Annotated in this window: 18 protein-coding genes; 6 read left to right on the top strand and 12 right to left on the bottom strand. The window is 64.4% G+C overall.

What is annotated here, in order from left to right; translation table 11 throughout:
• Nucleotides 1-430: 430 nt before the first annotated feature.
• The 6 genes from B5F40_RS05410 to B5F40_RS05385 form a co-directional block, all read right to left on the bottom strand.
• Nucleotides 431-3,376, bottom strand: coding sequence for an insulinase family protein (locus B5F40_RS05410; RefSeq protein WP_087193357.1), 2,946 nt, complete (start codon nucleotides 3,374-3,376; stop codon nucleotides 431-433).
• A 463-nt stretch (nucleotides 3,377-3,839) separates the two neighbouring features.
• Nucleotides 3,840-4,871 carry an ABC transporter ATP-binding protein gene (locus B5F40_RS05405; RefSeq protein WP_087193356.1) on the bottom strand — a complete coding sequence of 344 codons (1,032 nt, stop codon included), beginning with the start codon at nucleotides 4,869-4,871 and terminating at the stop codon, nucleotides 3,840-3,842.
• Complete coding sequence (locus B5F40_RS05400) at nucleotides 4,868-5,995, bottom strand: ABC transporter ATP-binding protein (RefSeq protein WP_087193355.1); 1,128 nt, start codon at nucleotides 5,993-5,995, stop codon at nucleotides 4,868-4,870. The genes B5F40_RS05405 and B5F40_RS05400 overlap by 4 nt, the downstream gene beginning before the upstream one ends.
• A 4-nt stretch (nucleotides 5,996-5,999) precedes the next feature.
• Nucleotides 6,000-6,944, bottom strand: coding sequence for a nickel transporter permease (gene nikC, locus B5F40_RS05395; RefSeq protein ID WP_239442921.1), 945 nt, complete (start codon nucleotides 6,942-6,944; stop codon nucleotides 6,000-6,002).
• Between the two features lie 5 nt (nucleotides 6,945-6,949).
• On the bottom strand, nucleotides 6,950-7,969 hold the full coding sequence (locus tag B5F40_RS05390; RefSeq protein WP_087193353.1) for an ABC transporter permease: 1,020 nt from the start codon (nucleotides 7,967-7,969) through the stop codon (nucleotides 6,950-6,952).
• Nucleotides 7,970-8,178: 209 nt separating this feature from the next.
• Nucleotides 8,179-9,804, bottom strand: a complete 1,626-nt coding sequence (locus B5F40_RS05385) for an ABC transporter substrate-binding protein (protein WP_087193352.1) — start codon at nucleotides 9,802-9,804, stop codon at nucleotides 8,179-8,181.
• A 408-nt stretch (nucleotides 9,805-10,212) separates the two neighbouring features.
• Here B5F40_RS05385 and B5F40_RS05380 point away from each other — a divergent pair, with 408 nt between their 5' ends.
• The 3 genes from B5F40_RS05380 to pyk all read left to right on the top strand — a co-directional run bounded on the left by B5F40_RS05380 (nucleotide 10,213) and on the right by pyk (nucleotide 13,320).
• The gene (locus B5F40_RS05380; protein ID WP_087193351.1) at nucleotides 10,213-10,530 is read left to right on the top strand and encodes a hypothetical protein; all 318 of its coding nucleotides are present in this window, start codon (nucleotides 10,213-10,215) and stop codon (nucleotides 10,528-10,530) included.
• A 33-nt stretch (nucleotides 10,531-10,563) separates the two neighbouring features.
• On the top strand, nucleotides 10,564-11,706 hold the full coding sequence (locus B5F40_RS05375; RefSeq protein ID WP_087193350.1) for a histone-lysine N-methyltransferase: 1,143 nt from the start codon (nucleotides 10,564-10,566) through the stop codon (nucleotides 11,704-11,706).
• Nucleotides 11,707-11,835: 129 nt separating this feature from the next.
• Nucleotides 11,836-13,320 carry a pyruvate kinase gene (gene pyk / locus B5F40_RS05370; RefSeq protein ID WP_087193349.1) on the top strand — a complete coding sequence of 495 codons (1,485 nt, stop codon included), beginning with the start codon at nucleotides 11,836-11,838 and terminating at the stop codon, nucleotides 13,318-13,320.
• Nucleotides 13,321-13,338: 18 nt separating this feature from the next.
• Here pyk and B5F40_RS05365 read toward each other — a convergent pair whose 3' ends face one another.
• The 4 genes from B5F40_RS05365 to B5F40_RS05350 all read right to left on the bottom strand — a co-directional run bounded on the left by B5F40_RS05365 (nucleotide 13,339) and on the right by B5F40_RS05350 (nucleotide 17,825).
• On the bottom strand, nucleotides 13,339-13,746 hold the full coding sequence (locus B5F40_RS05365) for a YbaN family protein (RefSeq protein WP_087193348.1): 408 nt from the start codon (nucleotides 13,744-13,746) through the stop codon (nucleotides 13,339-13,341).
• A 169-nt stretch (nucleotides 13,747-13,915) separates the two neighbouring features.
• Entirely contained in the window at nucleotides 13,916-15,589 is a 1,674-nt protein-coding gene (locus B5F40_RS05360; RefSeq protein WP_087193385.1) for an FAD-binding protein, read from the bottom strand.
• A 55-nt stretch (nucleotides 15,590-15,644) separates the two neighbouring features.
• Entirely contained in the window at nucleotides 15,645-16,247 is a 603-nt protein-coding gene (locus B5F40_RS05355) for a cytochrome c3 family protein (protein WP_087193347.1), read from the bottom strand.
• Nucleotides 16,248-16,409: 162 nt separating this feature from the next.
• Nucleotides 16,410-17,825, bottom strand: coding sequence for a LuxR family transcriptional regulator (locus tag B5F40_RS05350; RefSeq protein ID WP_162610903.1), 1,416 nt, complete (start codon nucleotides 17,823-17,825; stop codon nucleotides 16,410-16,412).
• A 1,726-nt stretch (nucleotides 17,826-19,551) separates the two neighbouring features.
• On the opposite strand from B5F40_RS05350, the gene infC reads away from it, so the two are divergent.
• The 3 genes from infC to rplT are packed head-to-tail and all read left to right on the top strand — an operon-like array spanning nucleotide 19,552 to nucleotide 20,715.
• A complete protein-coding gene (gene infC, locus B5F40_RS05345) occupies nucleotides 19,552-20,148 on the top strand; it encodes a translation initiation factor IF-3 (protein WP_204217333.1) in 597 nt (198 codons plus the stop codon).
• Nucleotides 20,141-20,338, top strand: coding sequence for a 50S ribosomal protein L35 (gene rpmI, locus B5F40_RS05340; RefSeq protein WP_087193345.1), 198 nt, complete (start codon nucleotides 20,141-20,143; stop codon nucleotides 20,336-20,338). The genes infC and rpmI overlap by 8 nt, the downstream gene beginning before the upstream one ends.
• A gap of 23 nt (nucleotides 20,339-20,361) precedes the next feature.
• Entirely contained in the window at nucleotides 20,362-20,715 is a 354-nt protein-coding gene (gene rplT / locus B5F40_RS05335) for a 50S ribosomal protein L20 (protein WP_087193344.1), read from the top strand.
• A 159-nt stretch (nucleotides 20,716-20,874) separates the two neighbouring features.
• Here rplT and B5F40_RS05330 read toward each other — a convergent pair whose 3' ends face one another.
• Nucleotides 20,875-21,231, bottom strand: coding sequence for a NifB/NifX family molybdenum-iron cluster-binding protein (locus B5F40_RS05330; protein WP_087193343.1), 357 nt, complete (start codon nucleotides 21,229-21,231; stop codon nucleotides 20,875-20,877).
• A gap of 656 nt (nucleotides 21,232-21,887) precedes the next feature.
• Nucleotides 21,888-23,426 carry a DEAD/DEAH box helicase gene (locus B5F40_RS05325; RefSeq protein ID WP_087193342.1) on the bottom strand — a complete coding sequence of 513 codons (1,539 nt, stop codon included), beginning with the start codon at nucleotides 23,424-23,426 and terminating at the stop codon, nucleotides 21,888-21,890.
• Nucleotides 23,427-23,790: the final 364 nt, after the last annotated feature.

Genomic DNA, 23,790 nt, shown 5'->3' with positions numbered 1-23,790 from the left:
GACCGCGTCGTCGCGTCGCGCGGGTTCGGTTCCAATCGCCTATTCTAGCTCAATCGAAGGCAAAGGTGCGTCGAAAGTGCGGTTTGCCGAGTCGGCGCGCATACGGGAGGCGGGAAGGGCGGGGACGGCGCAGGGAGGGGGCTCGGGCGCGTTGCGGGTGGCGCAGGGCGCCCAGTTGCGATGGCGTTCAGCGCCTTCGGTCGAACCCCCCCCTCCTCCTTTACGATGCGCTTTTGGTCGGCATGCGAACTGCCCGTTGCGAGCGGTGACCCCGCGTTGCGTCGCAGCTGGAAGCGAGGGGCGGCTGGAGGCGCTCTTCTCCCGAGGAAGCCTGTGCGGCGAGGTTTCCCTCGCTGCACAGGCAAACGAGCGCGCGCCCGGCTCAGAGCGAAGACGGTTGCGGAGGCCGATGTCGTTGCCGGGGCGAGGGCTACTCGTTCAGCAAATCGACCATCTCGAAGGTGGTCTGAGCGCTTTCGAGGATGTCTCGACTCCCAAAGGCGCATACGGCGTTCGCGCGCACCGCTTGCGCCACGGGCATCGCAAGGGCGCGCACGGCTCCTACGTCGGCGCCGACCATCTCCTCGCGCGTCCGAGCGCGATCAGCGGGGGTCCGGCCTCCGAAGAAGTCGCCGTCTTGGCGACGTGCGAGCGCGCGCGTTTTGAGCGGTTGGTCGAAGCTGGCCACGGTGCTCACCACATAGCCGTCCATCTCGTCGGGATCGGGGTCGAACGCGGCCAGCCATGCCGACGCGCCCGCGAAGCGCACGAGGGTTTCATCGAGGTGCGGATCGCGGTAGGAGTAGAAGCGCAGATTGCCGGTGCGCGCAGTCTGGAAACCCGCTCCGTACGCGCCGCCTTTCACGCGAACCTCGTTCCACAGGTAATCGTAAGACAGCGCCCGTGCTGCCACCTGCCAGACGCCCGAGTACGCGGCTCCGAAGGCTCGGCGGTCGAACCCTTGCGCGGCGTAGCACACGTCGGTCGGCACGATGAACGCTTCGTTGCGCACTTCGGGCGCGGGAGCGGCGAGCCTGTAGTTCGCGCAGCCCTCGGAAGTGCGCCCGAGGATGCCGCCTGCGGGCCAGAAGCGTTCAAAGTCCTCGTCGGATCCGGTGAAGCTCACGAGGGACCCGTCGTCGACGAACAGTCGCCGCGCCAAATCGTCCAGACGCGCGGACAGCTCCTCGGCATGTTCGTCAAAGCTTGCGAGGAGGCCTTTCAGGAAGCGGTAGAATCCGACTCCGCCCAGTTGCTCGCGCACCACGCCTGCAGGCAGGTAGTAGGAGGCCAACCGGGCCATGGCGCTCGCATGGCCCGACGAGGCGAACGCTTGCTCCATGCCGATGCGGCGCTGCTGTAGCACGTCTTTGATCTTGGATGTGTCCGAGAAGTCCGTTTCGAGCATCACCTCGCGTGGCAGGTCGGCCAAGTGCCCGACGTTCTCCGAGAGCGCGCTCGCTCCCACCACGAGCTTCGGTGCGAGGCGCTCGGGATCGTCTGCGTCCTCGTATATCTCAGCGAAGAACGAGAGGCTGCCCAAAGAGCCGTTCACAAGCGTGTCGAGCTCGGAGGCCGAGCGCTTCGCCGTACCGAGCTTGCCCAGCACGAGTCCGAGCACTGCCACGTAGGGGAGCTCGTCGTACGGCACGCCCGAAAGGTCGAGGTAGCGGTACGCGTAGGCGATGCCCCGCGTGGGGGCGTGATGGCGCAGGCACGGCACGGGCATTCCCTCGACCAGGCCGTAAGCGGGCTCCTCGGGAGCCGGTCCAATGTCGCCCACCGTGAGGCGCGGCAGGGTCGCCAGCGCCTCGGGAAGGTCGGGCTCTTCCTGCAGTCGGCGTAGCGCGGCCTGTTCTTCGGCCACGCGCTCGAAATCCTCGGGGGAGAAGGAGGCCTCCGCGATTCGCAGGCGCTCGCGCTCGTTAGCGTCCTCGTCGCCGTCGGTCGGGCGCACCTCTACTTCAGCCATATGGGCGTTCTCCAAGAACACGGAGCGGATGAGCTCTTCGAAGTACCCTTCGTCGAGCGCGCGCCGCAAAAATGCGAAATCGTCCTCGTATTTGAGGTAGGAGGTGGCCAGTTCCTCGTCGTAGAGCCAGCCTGAGAGCGCGGCCATCGACAACGCCACTCCGTCGGCCATGCCGAAGTCGCGCTCGCGCATGACGAATTCGGCTCGGGAGAGCGACGCCTCCACAAGAGCGTGGTCGAGCCCCCCGTCTGCGAGGGCGGCGAGCGTCTCGTCGACGATGGGCTTAAAGCGTTCGGCAGCGCCTTCGACAAGGCCTTTGAGCTGGATGACTGCGAAGGGCTGCAGCAAGGCGTCGGCGTAGAACGCCTGCGCGTCGTCGGCGATCTCGGCGTCGAGCAGCGCCCGTTTGAGCGGCGCCTCGTTGCTGCCCATCATCGCGTCGATGAGGATGTCGACGGCGACCATTCGCGTGCGTTCGCGCGCCTCTCCGATCACGTATCCGAGCGCCATGCACGCGTTCTCCTGCGCGGTAGCCATTCGGCGCACCACACCGCGCGTCTTTACAGGGGCTTGAAGCTCGAGCGGATGGGGGTTGAGCCGGCCGTCCTCCTCGTCGCGGACGGTCTCCTCGTCGGCGACGGGGGAGAGGTAGGCTTCGTCCAAAAACGCCAGCGTCTCGTCGAGATCGACATCGCCGTAGAGCGTGAGGTAGCTATTGTCGAGGCGGTAGTGACGGCGGTGCTCCTCAAGGAACCGCTCGTAGGTGAGGTCGGGGATGGCGAGCGGCGTGCCGCCGGATTCGAAGCGATACGCCGTGTTGGGGAACAGGGCCGCTTGCAGCTCGTCGTAAAGCACCGAGTTCGGGTCGGATAGCGCCCCTTTCATCTCGTTGTATACCACGCCGTTGAGGATGAGGCGTCCCGTGTCGCCGGTTTGCTCCGTGTTGTCGACAAGTTCGTAGTGCCAGCCCTCCTGCTCGAAGATGGCGCGTTTTTCGTAGATGGCCGGATGCAGAACCGCATCTAGGTACACGTCCATGAGGTTGCGCAGATCCTTGTCGTTCGTGCTGGCAACGGGATACGTAGTCTTGTCGGGGAACGTCATCGCGTTCAGAAACGTCTGCATCGATCCCTTCAGCAGGTTCACGAACGGCTCTTTGACGGGAAATTTCCGGCTGCCGCACAGCACCGAGTGCTCGAGGATGTGAAACACCCCCGTGTCGTCGGCGGGCGGGGTTTTGAAGGAGATGGAGAACGCCTTGTTAGGGTCGTCGTTGGCGAGGTAGAGCAGGCGTGCTCCGCTTTTGCCGTGGTCGAGCACGTAGGCCGTGCCGTCGATCTCGGGAAGCTTCTCGCACGAGCGCACGGTGAAGCCGTGCAGCTGGAAACCAGGGGTCAGATCCATGTGATTCACGCCTTTCGTATGTGCGGTTCGCTTATGCTTTCCCCATTGTCTCACAACGATGTCGCTCGTACGCCCGTGCGCGGGCCGCATCACCTCATCCGCAAACTCCCGTTGCCTCGCCGTTCCCGCTTGGCACTGCGCTTGCGTCGTCGCTCCTTTGCGTTCGACCGCGCCTTGCGCTTCGATGCGTCCTGCGTTCGCGCTACACCCATGCTCTTCGCTAAACCTTGCCGATAGCACAGATCGCAAGTTATGAACGATTTTCAGCGAGAGAGAAGAACGCGATCAGGTGTTTTTCTTCGCCGTGTGTGAAATGGTGATGCAGAATCGTTCATAAGTGCAAATTTGAGCTAAAACAGCGTGCGACGAATTGTCGAACTGGCAGTTGCCAGGCAGCGCACGCGACGAGGGGCCCGCCATCATGGGCGAGCCCCTCGAAAAACCCCATGGCTCCCTGCGCGTCCTAGATGAGCGCTGCTCCCGGTCCGCCTTCGTCGAAGCGGTGGCAGGCCACGCAATGGTCGGGCTTCACCTCGGAAAGCGGGGGCATGACTTCGTCGCAGCCGTCCACCTTCGCGAAGCAGCGACCGGCGAAGCGGCAGCCTGCGGGCGGGTCGATGGGCGAGGGCACGTCGCCCTCCAGGATGATGCGCTCGCGTTTGGCGGCCGGGTCGACCGATGGGATGGCCGACAGCAGCGCCTGCGTGTAGGGCGACAGCGGGTCGGCGTAGAGCGACTTCTTGGGCGCGATCTCCATCATCTTGCCGAGGTACATGACGCCTACGCGGTCCGACACGTGCTTCACCACGTTCAGACCATGCGCGATGAACAGGTACGTGAGACCGAAACGCTCCTTGAGGTCGTCGAGCAGGTTCAGCACCTGCGCCTGGATCGAAACGTCCAAAGCCGATACCGGCTCGTCGCACACGATGAGCTTCGGGTTCACGGCCAGCGCCCGCGCGATGCCCACGCGCTGGCGCTGGCCGCCCGAGAACTCATGGGGATAGCGGTTGCGCATGTAGTTCGCCAGGCCCACACACTCCAAAAGCTCGTCAACGCGGCTTTCCACCTGGTCTTTCGGCAGGATGTTGTTCGTGATGATGGGTTCGGCGATGATGTCGCCGATGCGCATGCGCGGGTTGAGCGAGGCGTAAGGATCCTGGAAGATCAGCTGGATGTCCTTGCAGTAGCGCTTGCGCTCGGAGCGCTTCATGGCCGTGAGGTCGTGTCCGTCGAAGATGATCGTGCCCGAGGTGGGCGTAAGCAGGTTCACGAGCATTTTGCCCACGGTGGTCTTGCCGCAGCCCGATTCGCCAACGAGGCCGAACGCCTCGCCCCTGCGAATCTGGAAGCTCACGTCGTCGACAGCCTGCACGTAGGAGGTGGCCCGGCCGAAGAAGTTCGTCTCTGCGGCGAAGCGCTTCGTCAGATGCCGCACGTCGAGCAGGACGTCCTGATCGGATGCCGCGCCTTGGGATTCGATGTTCCGATTCATCGGATGCCCTCCTCGTCCTTTTCGAGCTCTTCGAGTTCCGCCTCGCGGAGCTCCTCGCCCGCCAAAAGCGCCTCGGCAGTTTCCACCTCGCGCGCCGCCTCGGCATCGGCGACGGCCTCCGCTTCGGCCTCGGCGATGGCCGCATCGCTCTTCACGTGGCCGTCGGCGTCCTCGTAAAGGAAGCAGCGCACCTTGCGGCCGCCCACGTCCACGAGCTTCGGCATCTGTGCGCGGCAGATGTCCATGCACGAGTCGCAGCGGTCGGAGAAGTGGCAGCCCGGAGGCATCTCGAGCGGATTGGGCACCATGCCTTTGATCATGTACAGGCGTTTTGTGTCGTCGTCCTCGAGGCGGGGGATGGACTTGAGCAAGCCCAGCGTGTAGGGGTGCATCGGGTGGTCGAACAGCGCACGCACCTCGGCCTCCTCCACCACCTGTCCGCAGTACATGACCACCACGCGATCGGCGGTCTCGGACACGACGCCCAGGTCGTGGGTGATCAGAAGCACGGCCATGCCGGTTTCGTCGCGCAGGCGGCGCAAAAGATCGAGTATCTGCGCCTGGATGGTCACGTCGAGGGCCGTGGTGGGCTCGTCGGCAATCAGAAGCTTCGGGTTGCAAGCCAGCGCCATGGCGATCATGACGCGCTGGCGCATGCCGCCCGACATCTGGTGCGGGTAGTCGTCGATGCGCTTCTCAGGGCTCGGGATGCCCACCTTGCGCAGCATGTCGATGGCGCGCTCGCGCGCCTCCTTCTTGGATATCTTCTCATGGGTGCGGATGGCCTCAACGATCTGCTTTCCCACGCGGTACACCGGGTTGAGCGAGGTCATCGGCTCTTGGAAGATCATCGCCATGTCGTTGCCGCGCAGCTCGCGGTACTCGCGTTCGGGCAGCGACACCAAATCCTTGCCCTCGAACTCCATCGAGCCGCCGGCCACGCGTCCCGGATCGGCTAGAAGCCCCATGACCGAGAGGCTCGTGACGGACTTGCCGGAGCCCGATTCGCCCACGATGGCGAGTATCTCTCCTTGATCGACGTCGAAGCTCACGTCTTCGACAGCGCGGACTATGCCCTTCTTGACGGGGAACTCCGTAGAGAGGTTCTTCACCGAAAGAAGCACGGGATCACCTCTTCCTAGCTTTGGGGTCGAGGCCGTCGCGGATGCCGTCGCCCAAGAGGTTGAACGCGAGGACGGTCAGCGTGATGGCGAGGCCGGGGAATATCATGAGCCATGGGGCGCGGAACAGCTCGTTGCGCCCGCGTCCTAGCATGTCGCCCCATTCGGCGGCCGGAGGCTGGACGCCGAGGCCCAGGAAGCCGAGCGCCGCCGCGTCCAAAATGGCCGTTGAGATGCCGAGCGTGGCGCGCACGATGATGGAGGGCAGCACGTTGGGCAGCACGTGCCTGAAAACGATCTTCGCGTTCGAGTCGCCTATGACGCGCGCAGCGGCCACGTAGTCGTTCTCCTTGATGGAGAGGATCTCCGATCGCACGATGCGCGCGTACTCGGGGATGGCCACCAGCCCGATGGCGACGACCGCCTTCTCGATGCCGGGGCCGAGGGCCGCCATGATGGCGATCGCGAGAAGGATGGAGGGGATGGACAGCATCATGTCCATGATGCGCATGATGACCGTGTCCCACTTGCCGCCCTTGTACCCGGCGATCGATCCGAGGAGGACGCCTGCGAAAAGCGAGATGGCCACGGCGGCCAGGCCCACGGTGAGCGTGATCTGCGTGCCCACGAGCACGCGGCAGAATATGTCGCGCCCTTGGATGTCGGTCCCGAACCAATGCTGCGCCGAGGGCCCCAGCAAGGACTCGCTCAGGTTCTGAGCGTACGGATCGTACGGCAGCACCTGCGGGAAGAACTTCGTGACGAGCGCGACGGCTGCCAGGAGCAGGATGAAGATCGCGCTTGCGAGCGCGGCCTTGTTCGACACGATGCCCGCAAGGACGTCCCTCCAGACGCTCACGCGCCTCTCCTTCGCCGGCGCGGTCGGACTCCCGCCGAGCGCCGCCTCGCCGGACGGGGCCGGATCGGTTGCGAGCAGCTTGCTCTTCGCCATGCTCATCACCCCTCTTCCTTCGCGCCGTACTTGATACGGGGATCAAGGTAGGCGTAGACGATGTCGACGACGAGGTTCATGATGACGAAGATAACCGCCACCAGAAGCACGATGCCCTGCACGACAGGAAAATCGCTCTTCAACACGCAGTCGACGGCAAACTTGCCGATGCCCGGCCATGCGAACACCGTCTCGGTGAGCAGCGCGCCGCCGAGGAGGCTCCCGAACTGCAGGCCGATGACGGTGGAGATGGGCAGCATCGCGTTGCGCAGCGCGTGCTTGATGTTCACGGCGCCTTTGGAAAGCCCCTTCGCCCGCGCGGTGCGGATGTAGTCGGCGCTGAGGGTTTCGATCATGCTCGAGCGCGTCATGCGCGTGATGATGGCCATCGAGTACAGCGACAAGGCGAGCGTGGGCAGGACGAGGTGCACGAGCACGTCGCCGAGCGCCGTCCAGTCACCTCGCACGATGGTGTCGATGATGAAGAAGCCGGTGCCCCCGGTGGGCTGCAGAAGCGGGGACACGCGTCCGCTCGATGGAAGCACGTGAAGGATGCCGGAGAACAGAAGGATGAGCAGGATGCCCGACCAGAAGATGGGCATCGACACGCCCACGAGCGCAACGACCATGCTCACGTTGTCGGCGAGTTTGTTCCTGCGCACGGCGGCCAGCACGCCGAGGGCGACGCCCAGAAGCGACGCCACGATGATGGCGCAGACGGCGAGCTCTGCCGTGGCGGGGAAGCGCGCGGCGATCTCCTGGGTGACCGGCTGATGGGTGTAGTAAGAGGTGCCGAGGTCGCCTTGGACGGCGCCGACGACGAAGTTGACGTACTGGAGCCAGATGGGGTCGTCGAGGCCGTTGTCGGCCCGCCACGCCTCCATCGCCTCGGGGGTTGCGTGCTCGCCGAGGACCACGGGGGCCGGATCCGAGGCTAACACGCGCGTGATCATGAAGATGATCACGGTCACACCCAAAAGGACCGGGATCACCATCAAGATTCGCTTCAGGATGTACTTGAGCAACGCTGCTCCTTTCTTGTTTCCCGTCTGAACAGGAAGGAAGCCGGGGGCCTGCGACCCTCGGCTTCAACCGCGCCGGATCCGTTCGGCGCGCACTATCGATCAGGCGGTGCCGACGATAGTTTAGCGCAAGAGCGGCCCGCACGCCTTGAGAATATGACGTGCGGGCCGTCCGTTCGCATCATCCGCGCCTTTTGCGGGAGCCCGCGGCCTTACGCCTCCTTGGAAACCCCCTTGAAGAAGGCGACACCGGTGGGATGGTAGTAGAAGTTCTTAACCTTCGGGTTGATGCCGAGCAGGTTCTTGGAGTGGGAAATGAGCAGCCAAGGCTGCTTTTCCGCCACCATCTCCTCGCACTTGAGGTAGATGGCGTCGCGCTCATCTCCATCGGGAGCCGTGAGGCCCTCGGCGACGAGCGCCTTGTACTCCTCGTCCTGCCAGTGCGCCACGTTCATGGACCAGTTCGTGTCGGCGAGCAGGTTCATGAAGTTGTCCGGATCGCCGTTATCGCCCGTCCAGCCGTAGAAGCAGATGTCGTACGGATCGGTCTGCACCTTGGTCTTGTAAGTGGTCCAGTCGTACTCGGTGATGCTCACGTCGACGCCCACCTCGGCCAAGTAGCCCTGGATCATGCGGGCCAGGTCGCTGCCGCCCTTTTGGTTATAGGGGCGAGCGGTGGTGTAGGTGATGCACGTGAGCGACGTGATGCCCTTGTCGGCGAGCGTTTTCTTAGCGGCCTCGGGGTCGTAGGCGGTTTGTTTGACGTCCTTGGTGTAAGGGGCCATCCAAGTGGGCATGACCGAATTGGCCACCGTTGCGTACTCGCCGTAGATGGACTTCACCATCTCCTCGACGTTGATGGCCTGGGCGATGGCTTTGCGCACCTCTTGGTCGGTGCATTGGCCCGTCTCGGTGTTGAAGGCCATGTAGTTGATGGTCATGCCATCCTCGGCGAACAGTTCGAAGCCGTTGCTCGTCACCTGGTCGGCCGAGGCGGAGTCGACACTCGAGATGATGTCGCATTCGCCGTTCATGAGCGCGGTGAGGCGCGTGTTGCCCTCGGCGATGATCTTGAACACGAGGTTCTTGATCTTGGGAGCGTCGCCCCAGTACTCCTCGTTGGCGACGAGGGTGATCGAGGCGCCCTTCGTCCAATCGACGAACTTGTAGGGGCCGGTGCCTGCGGGCTTTTGGATGGGCTGGCCCGGCGTGGCGGCCTCGGCCGCCGTCGGGGAGACGATGGGGGAGGCCAGAGCCATGGCGAGGTTCTTCACGAACGGCGTGGACGCCGCACGCAGGGTGATCTTGAGGGTGGTGGCGTCCACGGCCTCGACGCTCTCCACACCGTTGCCGGCGGCCTCCTCGCCGAACACGAACGACGCGTAGGGCATGTCGGAGGTGCGGTTGGGCTCGAGCTGGCGCTCGATGGACTTCTTCACGGCCTCGGCGTTGAACTCCGCGCCGTCGTGGAACTTGACGCCCTCGCGCAGCTTGATCGTGTACACGAGGCCGTCGTCCGAAATCTCGGGTAGCTCGGTAGCCAGGCACGGCTCGACCGTCGCGTCCTTCTCGCCGAAGCGGTACAGGCCCTCGTGGATGTTGCAGGCGACGACGGCCGACTCGCCGTCGTCGAAGAAGGCCGGGTCGAGGGCGCGCGGATCGGCGGTGAGGCTGTAGGTGAGGCTGTCCGCCGCGCCGCCCGCGCTCCCGCCGCCTGTAGAGCCGCCCTCGCCGCCTCCGCCGCATCCGGCCAGGCTCACGAGGCCGAAGCTCGCTGCGGACACGCCGAGCAGCTCGACGAACGTGCGCCTGCTGAACGCGCTTGTCTTCCGTTCCATAGGTTCTCCTTCCCTCATGCCCCGTCCTTCACGGGGCGATCCGCGGGGGCTGCTCCCCGCCGACGCTTCGCTTGGGGTGCGAACGCGTATCGCTATACTTTAGTGCAATAAAGAGGCTGAGGGGCTGCAAAGGCCCGTGAGAGGCCCCACAATCCGACGAACGCGCGGATTGCCCCGCTGAAAGGTAGCAAGGGGAGGGCGAGCGGCGTGCCGTCCGCCCGGCCGTTCCAGGGTGAAGCCGCGTCGGGTTGGCGTTTCGAGAAACGGGCGCCGAGGCCTTCTCGACGGCGCGCTGCGGACGCCACGCCGCACGCGGGCGGAGCGGCGCGGCGTGGATATTATTTGCGGGGCCCTCGTGCGGGTTCCCGATCCTCTATAATCGCAGCAACGTGTGAAAGGATGTGCTCTGTGGCCTTTGACGAAACCAGGTTCTCCCATATCACCGTGACGCCCGACGACGAGGATGATGTGGTCATACGCGCCGGGGCCCCCGATACCTCCCATTCTGATGACGACGGTGCGGGCGATGTCCCCGCCGACGACGCGCCTGCCGTGCGTCCTGTTCGACCGGCTTCGGAGAAGGGCGCGCCCTCCTCGGATGAGGCCTTTCGCGAAACGACGATCGAGGATCTCGAGCCTCCTCCCATGCCGACGATGCAGAAGGCGGTCATCGCGGTGGCCGTGGTTTTGTTCGTCGTCGCGGTGGCGTATCTCGCCACGCATTAGCTTCGCGCAGCATAGATCAGGAAGGTTGAAACGATGCCGAAACATGCCGCAAACGCACCCCGAGGCGCTTCCCCCGAATCCTCTCCAGAGAGCCCTTCCGACGAGCGCATCGGCCTGACCGAGGCGTTCGCGCCCGTGGGAGCCGAGCGTCCCGGGCATTCTGACGAGGAGGGCCGTATCGGCCTGACCGAGGCGTTCGCCCCCGTGGGCGGCGCCCATGCCGAAGGCTTCAGCTACCGGGGCGACAACGAGGGCGAGTATCCCGACGCGCTCGAGAGCCTCGAGCCCGCTCCGGAACCCTCGCTTCTCTACGATGACGGTGCGTCTGCGGCATCGGCTGGCGAGAAGAGGGGCCGTCACGGCAAGCGCCAAGGGGCGAGTAAGCAGCCTTTGCCGCCCCACCTGCGCAAATCGCGGCGCATGAGGCGCATCCTCATCGCCGTCGTAGTGCTTCTCGTGCTGCTCATCGGCGCTCTCGGCTACCTCACATGGAGGCTTCTGGGGGAGAGCCAGACGCTCGCCACGCAGCAGGCCCAGCAGCAGCAAAGCTCCCAAGAGGTCGATGCCATGCACGAGGAGGACACCAAGGACGCCGCCACGGCCACCACGAAGAAGACCGAGGTGCCGAACTTGGCAGGCGTGCTGGGGCTGACGCGGGACGAGGCGGTGGAGAAGCTTCGGCATGGTGCCACCGTGACAAGCGAGAAGGAGGTCAGCGAGGAGGGCAGCGCCGTCAAGACGAACGTCACGATCGCGCTGACCGACGAGCCGGCCGACACGCGTTCCGGCACGCCCACGGTCTACCTGGGCCTCGACGAGGGGGGCAGGACCATCCAGGCGGGTTACTCGGCCGCCACCGCGTCTTTGGGCTACGGATCGCTCAGCTTCGTGGACGCCGTGGAGAACGAGGGCATCGTCGAGAAGACGCTCGAGGAGGCCGGCGTGAGCGTTCCCGCGGGCTCCGCGGTGCTGCCCGAGGACAAGGCGGCCTACTCCACGTACGCATCCGACGGCACGACGCTCGTCGAAGAGAAGTGCTCGTTTTCCGGGACGGTGGAGCTCGATGGCGTCGCGCACGAGTGGTCGTCGGTGCTGCTGTACAACTACGCTACCGCCAACACCTCGGGCAATCTCGCAGACACCATCCGCATGATCTACGTCTACGTGAACGCGTAGCGCTCGGCTCGTGGCCCGTCTGCGCGGGGGCGGCGCGTTCGGTGGCAGGGCGCGCTCGATTCTCGCCTAACGAGCGGTGGTCGGGTACAATGGTCGTCGGCCGTTTTCGAGAGCGATCGGAGCGAGTACATGGCGAAGCGAACGAAGATCATCTGCACTTTGGGCCCGGCGACCGACGACGAGGGCGTGCTTTCGCGCCTCCTCGACGCGGGCATGGACATCGCTCGGCTCAACTTCTCGCATGGCACGCACGCCGAGCACGCCGAGCGCATCGCGCGCGTGCGTCGGGCGTGCGCAAAGGCGGGCGATCCCTGCGCGATCCTTTTGGACATGCGCGGCCCAGAGATCAGGACGGGCCGACTGGCAGGCGGTTGTCCGGTCGCGCTTCGCGCGGGGGATTCGATCGTGCTGACGGAGCGAGAGGTGGCCGGAAGCGCGGCCCTCGTCACCCAGACGTGCGTCGGCTTGTCCGAGCACGTGCGCCCTGGAACGCAGCTGCTTCTGGACGACGGCCTCATCGAGCTTTCGGTGGAGGGCGTCGAAGGCGCCGACATCGCGTGCCGCGTGGGAAACGACGCCATGCTCGGCGAGCGCAAGTCCGTCAATGTGCCCGGCGTGACGGTGCCGCTGCCCGTTATGACCGATCAGGATCGCGCGGACCTTCTCTTCGGCATCGAGCAGGACGTGGACTTCGTGGCCGCCTCCTTCGTCCGCAGCGCCGAGGCCGTGCGCGAGATACGCGCGTTTCTGCGCGAGCACGGAGGGGGGCACGTCGGGCTCATCGCCAAAGTGGAGACGGCCGAGGCGGTCGAGGACATCGAGGCTATCGTGGAGGCTTCCGACGGCGTGATGGTGGCGCGTGGCGATCTGGGCGTGGAAATACCGTCCTACCGCGTGCCCCATATCCAGAAGAAGATCATCCGCCTGTGCAACGAGCGCAACACGCCCGTCATCACCGCCACGCAGATGCTCGACTCGATGATTCGCTCTCCGCGTCCGACGCGAGCGGAGGTGGCCGACGTGGCCAACGCCGTGTACGACGGAACGGACTGCCTCATGCTTTCGGGAGAGACGGCGGCCGGGGCGTATCCGGTGGAGGCGGTTCGCATCATGGCGCGCATCGCCGAGGAGAGCGAGCCGTATCTGCGCGAGGAGGCGGCGGGCCTGCGCGAGGCGTCGCGGATGGAGGGCCACGGCAGCGTGTCGGTGGCCGTGGGGATGGCTGCCGTGCACGCTGCCGAGACGCTCGGCGCGCGCTGCATCGTGGCGCCCACGATGTCGGGCCGCAGCGCACGGCTCATGGCGAGCTTTCGGCCCCGCCAGCCTATCTACGCGGTGACGCCGATTCCGCGCGTCATGCGCTCCATGCAGCTGTACTGGGGCGTCACGCCGCTTCTGGGGGATGTGCAGGGCGACACGGACTACGTCATCGAGCAGGCCCGCCGCATCGTCCTCGAGCGCGGGCTGGCCGACGTCGGGGATATCGGCGTGTTCACCGTGGGGGATCGCGACACGAGTCCGAACGCCGATCACGCGGCCTTCGCGCCCACGAACATCATGTACGTCGTGGAGCTTCGTCCCGAGGACATCCCCGGCGGCGCTCCTCGCCCTTGACGGCGGCGTCGGGCCCGCTTACTCCGATTGCACGTCCTGCGCCGCGATCCTATCGGGGCGCAGCGTGGGGATGCGTACGAGCATGAGGTACAGCAGGAACGCCGTAACGCAGCCGAGGATGACCCAAACGAGCGCCTTCTGCACCACGAAGGCGCTCACGCCCATGACGGGCAAGGAGACGGCCAGGATCCTGACCTTCTGCGATGCGGGCATGCCGCCCGACTCCTTGAACGCCTCCACGTAGTCCTTGTACACCTTCGTCGAGACGATCCACGCATGGCAGCGCGGCGACGATTTCGCGAATAGGAACGCGGCCAGCAGCAGAAGCGGGGTGGTCGGCAGCACGGGGACGGCGATGCCGACGAAGCCGAGCGCGCAGGATATCCAGGCGCAGGCGAGCAGGAGGCAGCGTGCGATGCGACTCATGGGCGTCCTTCCGTCGGGGAGGGCGGTTTTCGGACATCTGATGTCCGGAGTATAGCAAACTCTCGCGCCGTCGCAGCGCAGCGCTGGGCGAATCGATGGTTTTACCCGCACGCGGGCCGGTGAGGGAGGGGTGCCGGCCCGCGAGGGGGAAGGAAGGAGCGGCCGTTTGCTAGGAGGATGCGGTCCCGGCATCCCACGGATCGAGCGTACAGGCGTGTCGGGCACCGATGCGTCCCCATACCATGTTCTCGGCGTTGTTGCCTCCCGAGATGCCGTAGGTGTGCGCGGCGAAGTTCCCGAAGCATCCGGCTGCGTACAGGCGTGGGATGGGCTCGTCGTTCACATCGAGAACCTGGGCGTTCTCGTTCTTCTTGGGCCCGCCCAGCGTGGAGCACCCGCCGGGATAGATGGGCCACGCATAGTACGGCGGGTTGTCCAGCGGAAGCAGGCTCTCGGCCGGACGGTTGAAATCGGGGTCGTCGCCTGCGGCGCAATGCGCGTTGTACCGGTCAATCGACGCCCTCAGCGTTTCAGCGTCCATCATATCCGGGTCGACCTGGCGCATCTGCTCGACCAATCCTTCGACGGTGTCGGACGTTTTGAGCCACCCTCTTTCTAGTTCGGCCTTGTTGTCCTCGCTCCAACCTGGGTAGCGGCCCACTTCGTCGGGCAAGGTGGGGGCGTACATGCCACGGGCGAGCTTGGCGGACGGATCCGGCCCCAGCCTGCCGGCGTCGAAGGCGGTTTGGTCGATGATCGCCCAGGTGGGTATCAGGGGGAAGTCACAGATGCCGTCGTCGAACGCGAGGTATTGATGCCATCCGACGTGCGGGCTGCTGCTGGCTTTCTCGTTGCGCCAGCGTTTGCCGGTTCGGTCGACCCAGATGAAGTTGTCGGTTTTCGGGCTCAGCTGAATGGCGTACGGGTATTGTTCGTCTTGGAAGTTGGGGTTCGCGCCTCCGATCATGCAGTTCATGTGCCACAGCTGGGCGCCCACGGCCTGCACCATGCGGATGCCGTCTCCGGTGTTGTACGGCCAGCCGTAGAAGCCGAGCGCCGGGTACACCTTGAGATACTCGTTTTTGAGCTCCTCGTTGAACTCGAACCCGCCGATGGTCATCATCGTAGCCTTGCGCGCCTTGATGGCGATGCGCTTGCCTTCATAGTCGGCGTAGCATCCGAGGATCTCCTTGGTGTCGGGGTTCTGGATGAGCTCTTCGTTCTCGACGCTGAACAGCACTTCGATGCCGAGTTCCTGGCGATGGGCGTCCATGATGTCCCAAAAGTTCATGCCGTATCCCTCGATGGCTCCGATCTCCATCGAGTCGGCTCCGGGAAGGAACGGGTACTCGCAGCTTTCGGTGTAGCGGCTGGCGAGCGTGCCCTCGTTCTGCTGCCAAGGCAGGCCCCACTTGGTGGCGTATTCCCCATTTCGCATGGCTTCCTTTGCCCAGGCGTCCGCCATGGTATCGGGAGTCAGCCCTCGGCTGAACGATTTGATGTACCTGGCGCAACCCTGCTCGTCGACGGGAATGGTGAACTCGCCCAGGTTGATGGCCGAGTTGCCGCCGCCTCGAACGGGCGCTTTCTCGAGGATCAATACTTCCGACCCTCCTTCGTCGGCGGCTGTGAGCGCGGTCCACATTCCGGCTCCTCCGTACCCGATCACCAGCACGTCGGTTTCGTAATCCCAGGCTTCGGGCATCCAGTCGGGCGTCTCCTCCTCCGCTTGTCCGGCAGCGCACCCGGCCAGCGCGCTCGTCGCGACGAGCGAGGCTCCCGCCACTGCCGCGCCCTTCAGAAACGAACGGCGCGAAACGTCGGTTGCTTCCTGCTGTCTCATGGTCTCCTCCTTGTTCTGCATACGGTTTTTGCGAATCGCGGCAATACGCAGGCTTTTACGTATGGCACGTGCCGCATTCGAACACGCCGGCGTGATGGCACGACGCGCATGTGCTCTGCGCTTCCTCGATTGCCGGTGTCGCTTCGTGCGACACGTGGCAGTCCGTGCACGCGAGCGCGTCGTGATCGGGGCTGGGAGCCAGGTCGTGCGGGTTCACCGCGGTTCCGTGGTCGTCCGTCAGCACGACGTCGGTGGTTTCGGCTGCCACGGTCTCGCGGCTTTCATGGCAGGCGAGGCAGGCTTCGTCGCTCACGTCGGTTTTCTTGAGCTTCGATGCCGGCGAGCTCGATGCGCTCTGCTCGTGCGCCGCCGAGAGAGCTTGCTCGTCGACGTGGCAGTCTGAGCATGCGTATCCCTCTTGCGCGTGCGCTTGCGCGAGGCATCCGGCCTCGCCCGCCGAGTCCGCTTCTTTCTCGTGGCAGGCGCTGCAGTCCGAATCGGGAGACCAGGCCACGGTGGCTTGCGATCCGTTCGGCTCGGGCACCGTCGTGTTCCCGCCTTCCGATTCGCCGTTCGCCTGCGGCGCGCATCCGGCGGTTGCCAGGATGCCGACCAGCGCGATGGCTGCAGCCGAGGCGATGATGATGCGGTTCTTCATTGCGTTCCCTCCTTTCTGTCCGCGGCTCCATGGAACAGCGAAAGGAGGAAGGGGGGAACTGCCCGAGGGGTGGATTTTGCGTGCGATGCGCTTCTCTACCTCTCAGGTAGAGGAATCCCGGAGGCGGTAGAGGCGCCGCGCCGTGCCTGGCGGGACGCCCTTTTATTCGGCGATCCCCTCCACGAGGTCGATCAGCTCCTGTTGGGAATGAACCCCCAGTTTTTGGTACACGTGGATGATGTGGGTGTGGGCCGTGCCCTCGCTGATGCTCAGCTTCCGCGCGATCACGCCCTGCGTGCGCCCTTGCGCGAGGAAGACGAGCACCTCCCGCTCGCGAGTCGTCAGCCCGTGCATCTCGCTTGCGGTCGAACAGCGTTGCGCCAATGACGGCTCCTCTTGACGTTGCTTCTTCGAGCTCCGGGTCATGATCTGGGAGACGACGCTTTCGGGCAGGATGAGCATGATGATGACGACGAGAGCGAACATGAGGCCGCACACGAGCAGGGTGGGATCGAGGGCTCCCGATGCGGTCGCTGCCCATGCGCGCTCTCGCAGCCCTATGCCCAATCCCATGCCGAGGAAGTTGGCGGTCATGCCGAAGCCGAGCACCCGCCATGAAATCGCCCTGTTCTCATGGGCGAGCCCTACGAGCACGCACCAGAACAGAACGTCGAACAGCTTGTACCCGGCTGCGGCGAGCACGGACGCCAATACGGCGTGCTCGTCGGGTATCACGAGCATGAGGAGCAACGCTCCGAGCAGCACGGGGAACGAAAGGCGGTACAGGCTCATCTGGTTGATGTTGCCTTTCGCCAAGAGCATGGCCAGAAGCGCGATCGTGACGCTTACGTTCGCCACGCTGCGAATCGGGTGTGCCGCCATGTCCTCGAAAGGGCTGGCGGGCAGGGTGGTGTAAGCGAGGTTGAACACGAATACGAACACGAATATGGAGGTGCAAAGTCGGTCGAGGTGCAAGGGCCCGTCCTCGAGCTCTTCCGTTGCGTCCATTTTAGAGGGGATGCTCCATCGTCCCGAATCGAAGCCCCGGAACAGAAGGATGAACGATCCGGCGGGGAGCACGGCGAATACGAGCAAGGCTGCTTCAAGCGACGTCGCCGACCAAACGAGGATGGACGTCAACGCTGCGAGCAGCATGGATGCGACCGTGTACAGGTTGATGTCGCGCGAAGGCAAAACCGCCATCTTGTCGCCCCAGAGCGTCTGCAGCATCGCTGCCCCGATTCCCGTGCAAACTAGTGAGATCGTGATAGGCGCTTCGCTTTCGACGCCGATGCTCGATGTCGTTCCGGCGATGCCGATAATCGTAAGCGCAGCCGATACGAGGAGGATGGTCGTTCGGGCACGCTCGGGGACCGTTCTTTCCGACACGATGCCGACCACGACGCAAGCGAGTGCGCCGGGGAGAAAATACCATGGCGAAAAATCGTAACCCAGCGTGAGCAAGGCGGGAATGGGTAGGGCGAACACGGTCGAGATCCATGCACGGCAAAGCCCGAACCCCAGAAGATCCCATTCAAACGACGTACGTGTTCGACGTGCATTCTTGACAGCGCGCATGATCCCCATCCCCTTTGCATGCTGCGGCCTCATCCATCGCATTGCATGCCATTATCGTCGAGCCGTGATCCGCTGGCAAATGACCGTCGAAGTCAATGATCGATCATTTAGCCGCGCTGCTCTATTCGCCGTCGATGCGCAAGTGGCTCCAAGCCGCCCCTTTCAAGATGACAGGGGCGTGAGGAAAAGATCCCGTAGATTAAATTTCAAAACGCAGCTCCGTTGCGCTTGGTCGTGCAGGATAGCGTGTATTCGCCTTTCCGGGCGTAGGGTCGAAGGTCCCATCCTGGGAAGGAGGATTTTCCCTCTTTCCCTTTCCGCCCGCCGAAGGCGACAGGCGGGCAGGAGAAAGGAGCATGCCGGAATCCTGAATCCATCCCGATTCCGTCTACACCCTCAAGCCGACTTCTCCGCAGTTCTTCGCTTCGGCCTGTTCGCTTTACGAACCCGTCCGGGCTGGGGCGTCCCGGTGCCGAATGCTCCCCGACCCTGTCGTAGAACGTCTCGATGCAGTCGAATGCTTCGACCGCCGCCTGCTCCCTGCCGTCGAACACGCGGACGTGCGCGCGTTCGTGCCCCATCAACTCCATGGGGCTCCATGGCCGTGTTGTCCCGAAGGCAGGATATCAGGCATGCGGAAGACTCGATGCCGGTGCCGCGCATAGCCTCGTCGAGCAGCAGCGAAACGCGCTGCGACCCGTGGCCACCGTGGCGGACGCGGCCCTTTTCCGGATGCCTGTGGGCGATCGCACCCGAGCGCGTCGTCGGCGAGACTCTCTTCCACATGATGTGGACCACCTGCTCGCGTGAGGAGTGCACGCCGCGTGCAGTAGCCCCGTCCGGTGGCGCAGAACGCGTGTCCGGCACTGTCCGGCGCCTCTTGTTCGTAGGGATGGTCTCGATCTTCGCCTTCTTCGTCTCGGCCCTTGTGACTGCCTGTTGGCGAAGAAGGCGTTCGCTTTGAAAGCGACTCGTTCTCACGCCTTGGTCGCTCGATCATTGCTTTGAACTGCGGTTCTCCTTGACCGTCTGAAAAAAGGGGGTGTCGTCGGCGACCCCCCCCCTTCGACCCCTCTCCCATGGTGCATCCACCCCCCCCTCGAGTTGGCTGACCGCTGTCCATGGGGGGGCGACAACCGCATGCCAGAGACGCAGGGGTTCTGGCAAGCGGTTGTCAATCGCCTGCTGCGGCGATCTGCCCTCGGCTTCGACGCAAGCCGACTTTCGATGCGCTGCCCGCCTGGGATCTGGGCGTCTGCTGCGGCCATGCGAGCTTCTACTCGTTGGAAAGGCTCGGGGAGAATGCCTCTTTGCGGCCTTTCTTGCAAGGGTGAACGCAGCGCTTTCGATCAGATCCTGCACGGGAGAACGCAGCTGTTGCGCTTGCTCCCTCGGTGTTGCACTGGCATTTGCAATCAGCTCACTATATTCTGCAAGATAAAGTGCAACCGTTGTGCTTAGCTCTGCAGTGCCGCTCTTGCTTTCGCAAGCGACCTGAAAAAGCTGCCGGGGAAAAGCTGCGCAAAACGCTTGCATCCGCCTGGCTTCGTGCTACAATGAACGGACTGTTTATTCAAGTGAGGGGAAGCCCTCCACCTGGTTCGGCGCTTTGGTTGCTGATGGGTCGCTCGAATGTCGGCTGAAAAGCCCGAAACGAATGCGAAACCCGTACGCTTCCAAAGCGACGGGTTTTTCATTGAAGCGCCTTGGCGCGCAGGAAAGGAAGGTGAGCGCGATAGCTGCCCAAGAGCCTCGGCTCAACGAACAAATCAGCGTCCGCGAATGCCGCCTCATCGGCTTCGATGGCACTCAGATGGGCATTTACGCCACGTCTGAGGCTCAGCGGATCGCCGACGACGAAGGTCTCGACCTTGTGGAGATCGCCCCGATGGCCGAACCGCCCGTGTGCCGCATCATGGATTATGGGAAGTTCAAATACGACCAGGCGATCAAGGCCAAGCAGGCTCGCAAGAACCAAAGCAAGGTTGAGACGAAGGAGATGAAGTTCCGCCCGAAGATCGACGTGGGCGATTACACGACGAAGAAGAAGCACGTGCTGCGTTTTCTCGATGCGGGCAACAAGGTGAAGATCACCATCATGTTCCGCGGTCGCGAGATGGCGCATCCTGAGCAGGGCCTCACCATCCTCGAGCGCTTGGCCGACGATCTGAAGGACGTGGCCGTCATCGAGAGCCAGCCCAAGATGGAGGGCCGCAACATGCACATGCTCATCGCCCCGCTTCCCTCGGCGGTGGCGGCGAAAAAGAAGAAGGAAAACGACAAGAAAAAGGAAGTTGAAGGGAAGGACGACGGCAATGCCTAAGATGAAGACCCATCGTGGCACCGCGAAGCGGTTCCGCGTCACCGGTTCCGGCAAGATCATGCGCGCCAAGGCCTACAAGAGCCACATCATGACGAAGAAGAGTCAGAAGCGCAAGCGCAATTTCCGCCACGAGACCGAGGTGTCCAAGGCCGACCAGAAGGTTATCGGTCGAAACCTCGGCATCCGCTAGACCAGAAGGAGCAGTGAGATACTATGGCACGCATCAAGCGCGCAGTGAGCGCCCATAAGAAGCGTCGTACCGTCCTCAAGCGCGCCAAGGGGTACTATGGCGCGAAGTCCCGTTCGTACCGCGCGGCGAAGGAGCAGGTGCAGCATTCGCTCCAGTACATGTACCGCGACCGCCGCAACAAGAAGCGCGAGATTCGCCGTTTGTGGATCACCCGCATCAATGCGGCCGCCCGCCTGAACGGACTCAGCTACTCCGTGTTCATGAACGGTCTCAAGAAGGCTGGCGTGCAGCTGGATCGCAAGGTGCTCTCCGACATGGCCGTGAACGATCCTGCCGCGTTCGCCGCCGTCGTCGAGGTGGCCAAGAAGGCCTTGTAAGGGCTTCTTTTCGACTTTTCCGGACTTTGGGCCGAGAGGCGAAGGCATGTCCGGCGCGCTTCGGCGGCGCTCGGGTTGGTTGCCTGGCAGAAAACGATATGCGAAGGCCCCCTATCGGGGGCCTTCGCATATAGGGCCCTGGGAGCGTTGGGCGATGGCCTACATGCCGTGGACTGCGCGTCCCTCCTCTTCGCCGTGCCACTCGCCGTCTCCGGCGAGGGTGCGCGCCAAATAGGCTTCTGCCGCGCCGCGTGCGGTTCCGGAAGCGCACGGAACCACCTCGATGCCCTCGGCGCCCAGGGCATCGAGGGCGTCGCGTTCGACGCATCCTGCGACGAGCACTCGTACGTCGAGATCGCCGAGCATCGAGGCCAGCTGGCGAGGCGGAAGGCGGGGGTTGGGCGTGTTCTGGCATTCGACGATCATGCCTCGGTCGATCGTGTAGCAGGTGAAGCTTGCGCATTGTCCGAAGTGAGGGGACACGTTCAGCCCCTCGCTCGCCACCGCTATCCTCATATCGATCCTTTCGTCGCATTCGTTCCTGCCACGATAGCGCGTCGAACCCTGCCCCGGGGCGCTCTTTCGCCCAGCGGGGACAAATAGCAAGATGAACGACATAATATGATTTGAGTGCTCATATAACTAATCAGGAAGCGCCGCCGTGCGACGACGCGGCGCTGGGCATACGCCCGCCCCGTGCGCTTCAGGCGGGCCGAGGCCTCGCAGTGCGGCTAAAACAAGGTGCTCGAGGGCATGTGAACGGGATGGCGATGCAGTGAGGGCGTCAGGGAGGGCGGATTTGGCGAGTTGCTTGTCGTTGCGACGACATGTCCTGTGGCGGCGTACGTGCGGTTCGACGCAGCGGCAAGGACGATCTCGTCGTCATCGGGACGGCGTGGGGACGCCGATACCCCTCTTTCGGGTTTCGCTGCTTCGAGGGGCGCAGCGGCCGCCCATGCGCTTCGTGTGCGTAGGCGCGAAGCGGGGCGAGGGCCTTCTTGGTCGGCGGGCGCGGTGCCTTGGAGGGCGTCGCAGCCGCCGACGAGTGCGTGGGTTCGGCGTATTCGGCAGACGAAGATCGCAGCGATTGAGTCCTTGCCAAAAGCTGGGAAGGGAAGGGCGTCGTCTGCGATCCGCGACGGATGATCGCTGCCGTATCCTGCAAAGATGAATTAGCGCTGTTCGCCACGTTCCCGCGCGAGCGAGGCGCGGTGCGCCCGACCTGGGCGCAGGTCGGGCTTGCGCGTTTGGCGCTCGTCTCCCCTCGGCGATCCTTTCCGCTTCGGAGCGTTTGCTCGGGGCTTTTTGCCCAAAGGCCGGCCATCGCGCTGCGGTTCTTGCCTTCCGCCTGTCTGCTTGCGGCATCCGCGGTTGGGGGCGTTTTTCGTTTTCGGATCGCCGCCGCCCCCTTTCGCCGCACCCTGCCTTTTCTTGCCGCCGGTTGGCGACTCCCTGCGCGCTGTCTCGCGCGCCTTTTCTTTTTTGCGCTCCCGCGCGGCCAGCTCTTTGGCGGCCTGTTTGATCTCGGGGTCCCTGCGCGCTTCGGAGCGGGCCGCGCGGGCCGCCTCCTCTTCGGCGGCGGCCTCGGCGTCCCAAGAGGCTAGCTTCAGCTCGGGGATGGGACGCTTGATGAGCCTCTCGATATCGCGCAGCGCGTCGGCGGTTTCGGGACAGGTGAAGGACACGGCGAAGCCCGCCGCGCCTGCGCGCCCTGTGCGTCCGATGCGGTGCACGTAATCTTCCGGCTGGGTGGGAAGGTCGTAGTTCACCACGTAATCGACCTCGTCCACGTCGATGCCGCGTGCGAGCACATCGGTCGCCACTATGACGTTCGTCTTTCCGGAGGCGAAGTTGTCGAGCGCGCGACGGCGCTGGTTTTGGCTGCGATCGGAGTGGATGGCCTCGGCTGCGTACCCTGCGCGCTTGAGGCGGCGGCAGGTTGCGTCCGCGCGGCTGCGCGTGCGAGCGAACACGATGACGCGTTCGGCGCCCCTCTCGGCGAGGAGGGCTTTGAGCAGGGCGGGCTTGAGCGCCTGCTGCGTGTGGACGACGTACTGCTCCACGGTGTCGGCCGTCTCTCCTTTGTGGGCGATCTCCACCATGGCCGGGTTGCGCAAAAGCTTCCCCACGCTTCCGAGGATGGAGCGGTCGATGGTGGCCGAGAACAGAAGCGTCTGGCGGCCGACCGGCGTCGCGCCGATGATCTTCTTCATGGCAGGCCAGAAGCCCATGTCGAGCATGCGGTCTGCCTCGTCGAGCACGAGCACCTCCACGTCCCCGAGGCGCGCTGCTCCCCGCTCCATGAGGTCCACGAGTCGCCCCGGCGTGGCGATGAGCACGTCCACGCCGCGCTTGAGCTTGCTGATCTGGGGCTCGTAGGACAGCCCTCCCACCACAGTGAGGATACGATGGTGCGTGGACGCTGCGATGGTGCCGCACACCTCGCCTATCTGTTGCGCCAGCTCTCGCGTGGGCGTGACCACGAGCATGAGCGGGCCCTGCCCGCCCTTCGCATGGCCGAGCTTGTCGAGGGAGGGCAGCGAGAACGCGGCGGTCTTGCCGGTGCCGGTCTTGGCGGCGGCGATAAGGTCGCGGCCTTCGAGCGCGAGTGGGATGGCCCGTTCCTGCACGGGCGTCGGGTCCTCGTAGCCGAGTCGGGCGACGGCCTGCAGGGCAGCCTCTGACAGGCCGAGTTCGTCGAATTTCAGCATAGGTTTCTCTGATTTCTGTGTCGGCGCGGCGCAGGCCGCGCGATGCGGACGCGGGGTTCGATCCGCCGCGTCGTCTGTGCGGAAGATCGAGGCGTCCCGGCCCGCGGCCGAGGGGCGCCAGGTCGATATTATACGTCTTCCAGCGGGCTTTCGCGAGCATGCGCCGAGAAAGTTCTGATCGCTCGAGCGCATGGCGGATCGAGCGGATACAGCGCGAGGGCGTGCGACGATGCTCGCAGGGCGGGTTCCACGCGAAAGCTTTCGGAGGCCCGTTCGGCCTTTCGCCTTCGGCGCGCGGTCGTTTCGCAGGGATCCGTGGGCGCAAGGAGGGGGACGCTGCGGATCGAAGCCGATGTCCCGGCCT

Origin of the sequence: Gordonibacter sp. An230 (assembly GCF_002159915.1) — a bacterium.
GTDB lineage: Bacteria > Actinomycetota > Coriobacteriia > Coriobacteriales > Eggerthellaceae > Rubneribacter.
The sequence above is the reverse complement of the archived record's forward strand: the minus strand, read 5'-3'. Positions and strand labels throughout refer to the sequence as shown.

Bases quoted from the DNA above. Each gene is read 5' to 3' on its own strand.
- B5F40_RS05375 (WP_087193350.1), top strand. From the start codon at position 10,564: ATGCCGAAACATGCCGCAAACGCACCCCGAGGCGCTTCCCCCGAATCC.
- B5F40_RS05410 (WP_087193357.1), bottom strand. From the start codon at position 3,376: ATGGATCTGACCCCTGGTTTCCAGCTGCACGGCTTCACCGTGCGCTCG.
- B5F40_RS05325 (WP_087193342.1), bottom strand. From the start codon at position 23,426: ATGCTGAAATTCGACGAACTCGGCCTGTCAGAGGCTGCCCTGCAGGCC.
- B5F40_RS05405 (WP_087193356.1), bottom strand. From the start codon at position 4,871: ATGAATCGGAACATCGAATCCCAAGGCGCGGCATCCGATCAGGACGTC.
- B5F40_RS05385 (WP_087193352.1), bottom strand. From the start codon at position 9,804: ATGGAACGGAAGACAAGCGCGTTCAGCAGGCGCACGTTCGTCGAGCTG.
- nikC (WP_239442921.1), bottom strand. From the start codon at position 6,944: ATGGCGAAGAGCAAGCTGCTCGCAACCGATCCGGCCCCGTCCGGCGAG.
- rpmI (WP_087193345.1), top strand. From the start codon at position 20,141: ATGCCTAAGATGAAGACCCATCGTGGCACCGCGAAGCGGTTCCGCGTC.
- B5F40_RS05360 (WP_087193385.1), bottom strand. From the start codon at position 15,589: ATGAGACAGCAGGAAGCAACCGACGTTTCGCGCCGTTCGTTTCTGAAG.
- rplT (WP_087193344.1), top strand. From the start codon at position 20,362: ATGGCACGCATCAAGCGCGCAGTGAGCGCCCATAAGAAGCGTCGTACC.
- B5F40_RS05365 (WP_087193348.1), bottom strand. From the start codon at position 13,746: ATGAGTCGCATCGCACGCTGCCTCCTGCTCGCCTGCGCCTGGATATCC.
- B5F40_RS05350 (WP_162610903.1), bottom strand. From the start codon at position 17,825: ATGCGCGCTGTCAAGAATGCACGTCGAACACGTACGTCGTTTGAATGG.
- pyk (WP_087193349.1), top strand. From the start codon at position 11,836: ATGGCGAAGCGAACGAAGATCATCTGCACTTTGGGCCCGGCGACCGAC.
- B5F40_RS05355 (WP_087193347.1), bottom strand. From the start codon at position 16,247: ATGAAGAACCGCATCATCATCGCCTCGGCTGCAGCCATCGCGCTGGTC.
- B5F40_RS05330 (WP_087193343.1), bottom strand. From the start codon at position 21,231: ATGAGGATAGCGGTGGCGAGCGAGGGGCTGAACGTGTCCCCTCACTTC.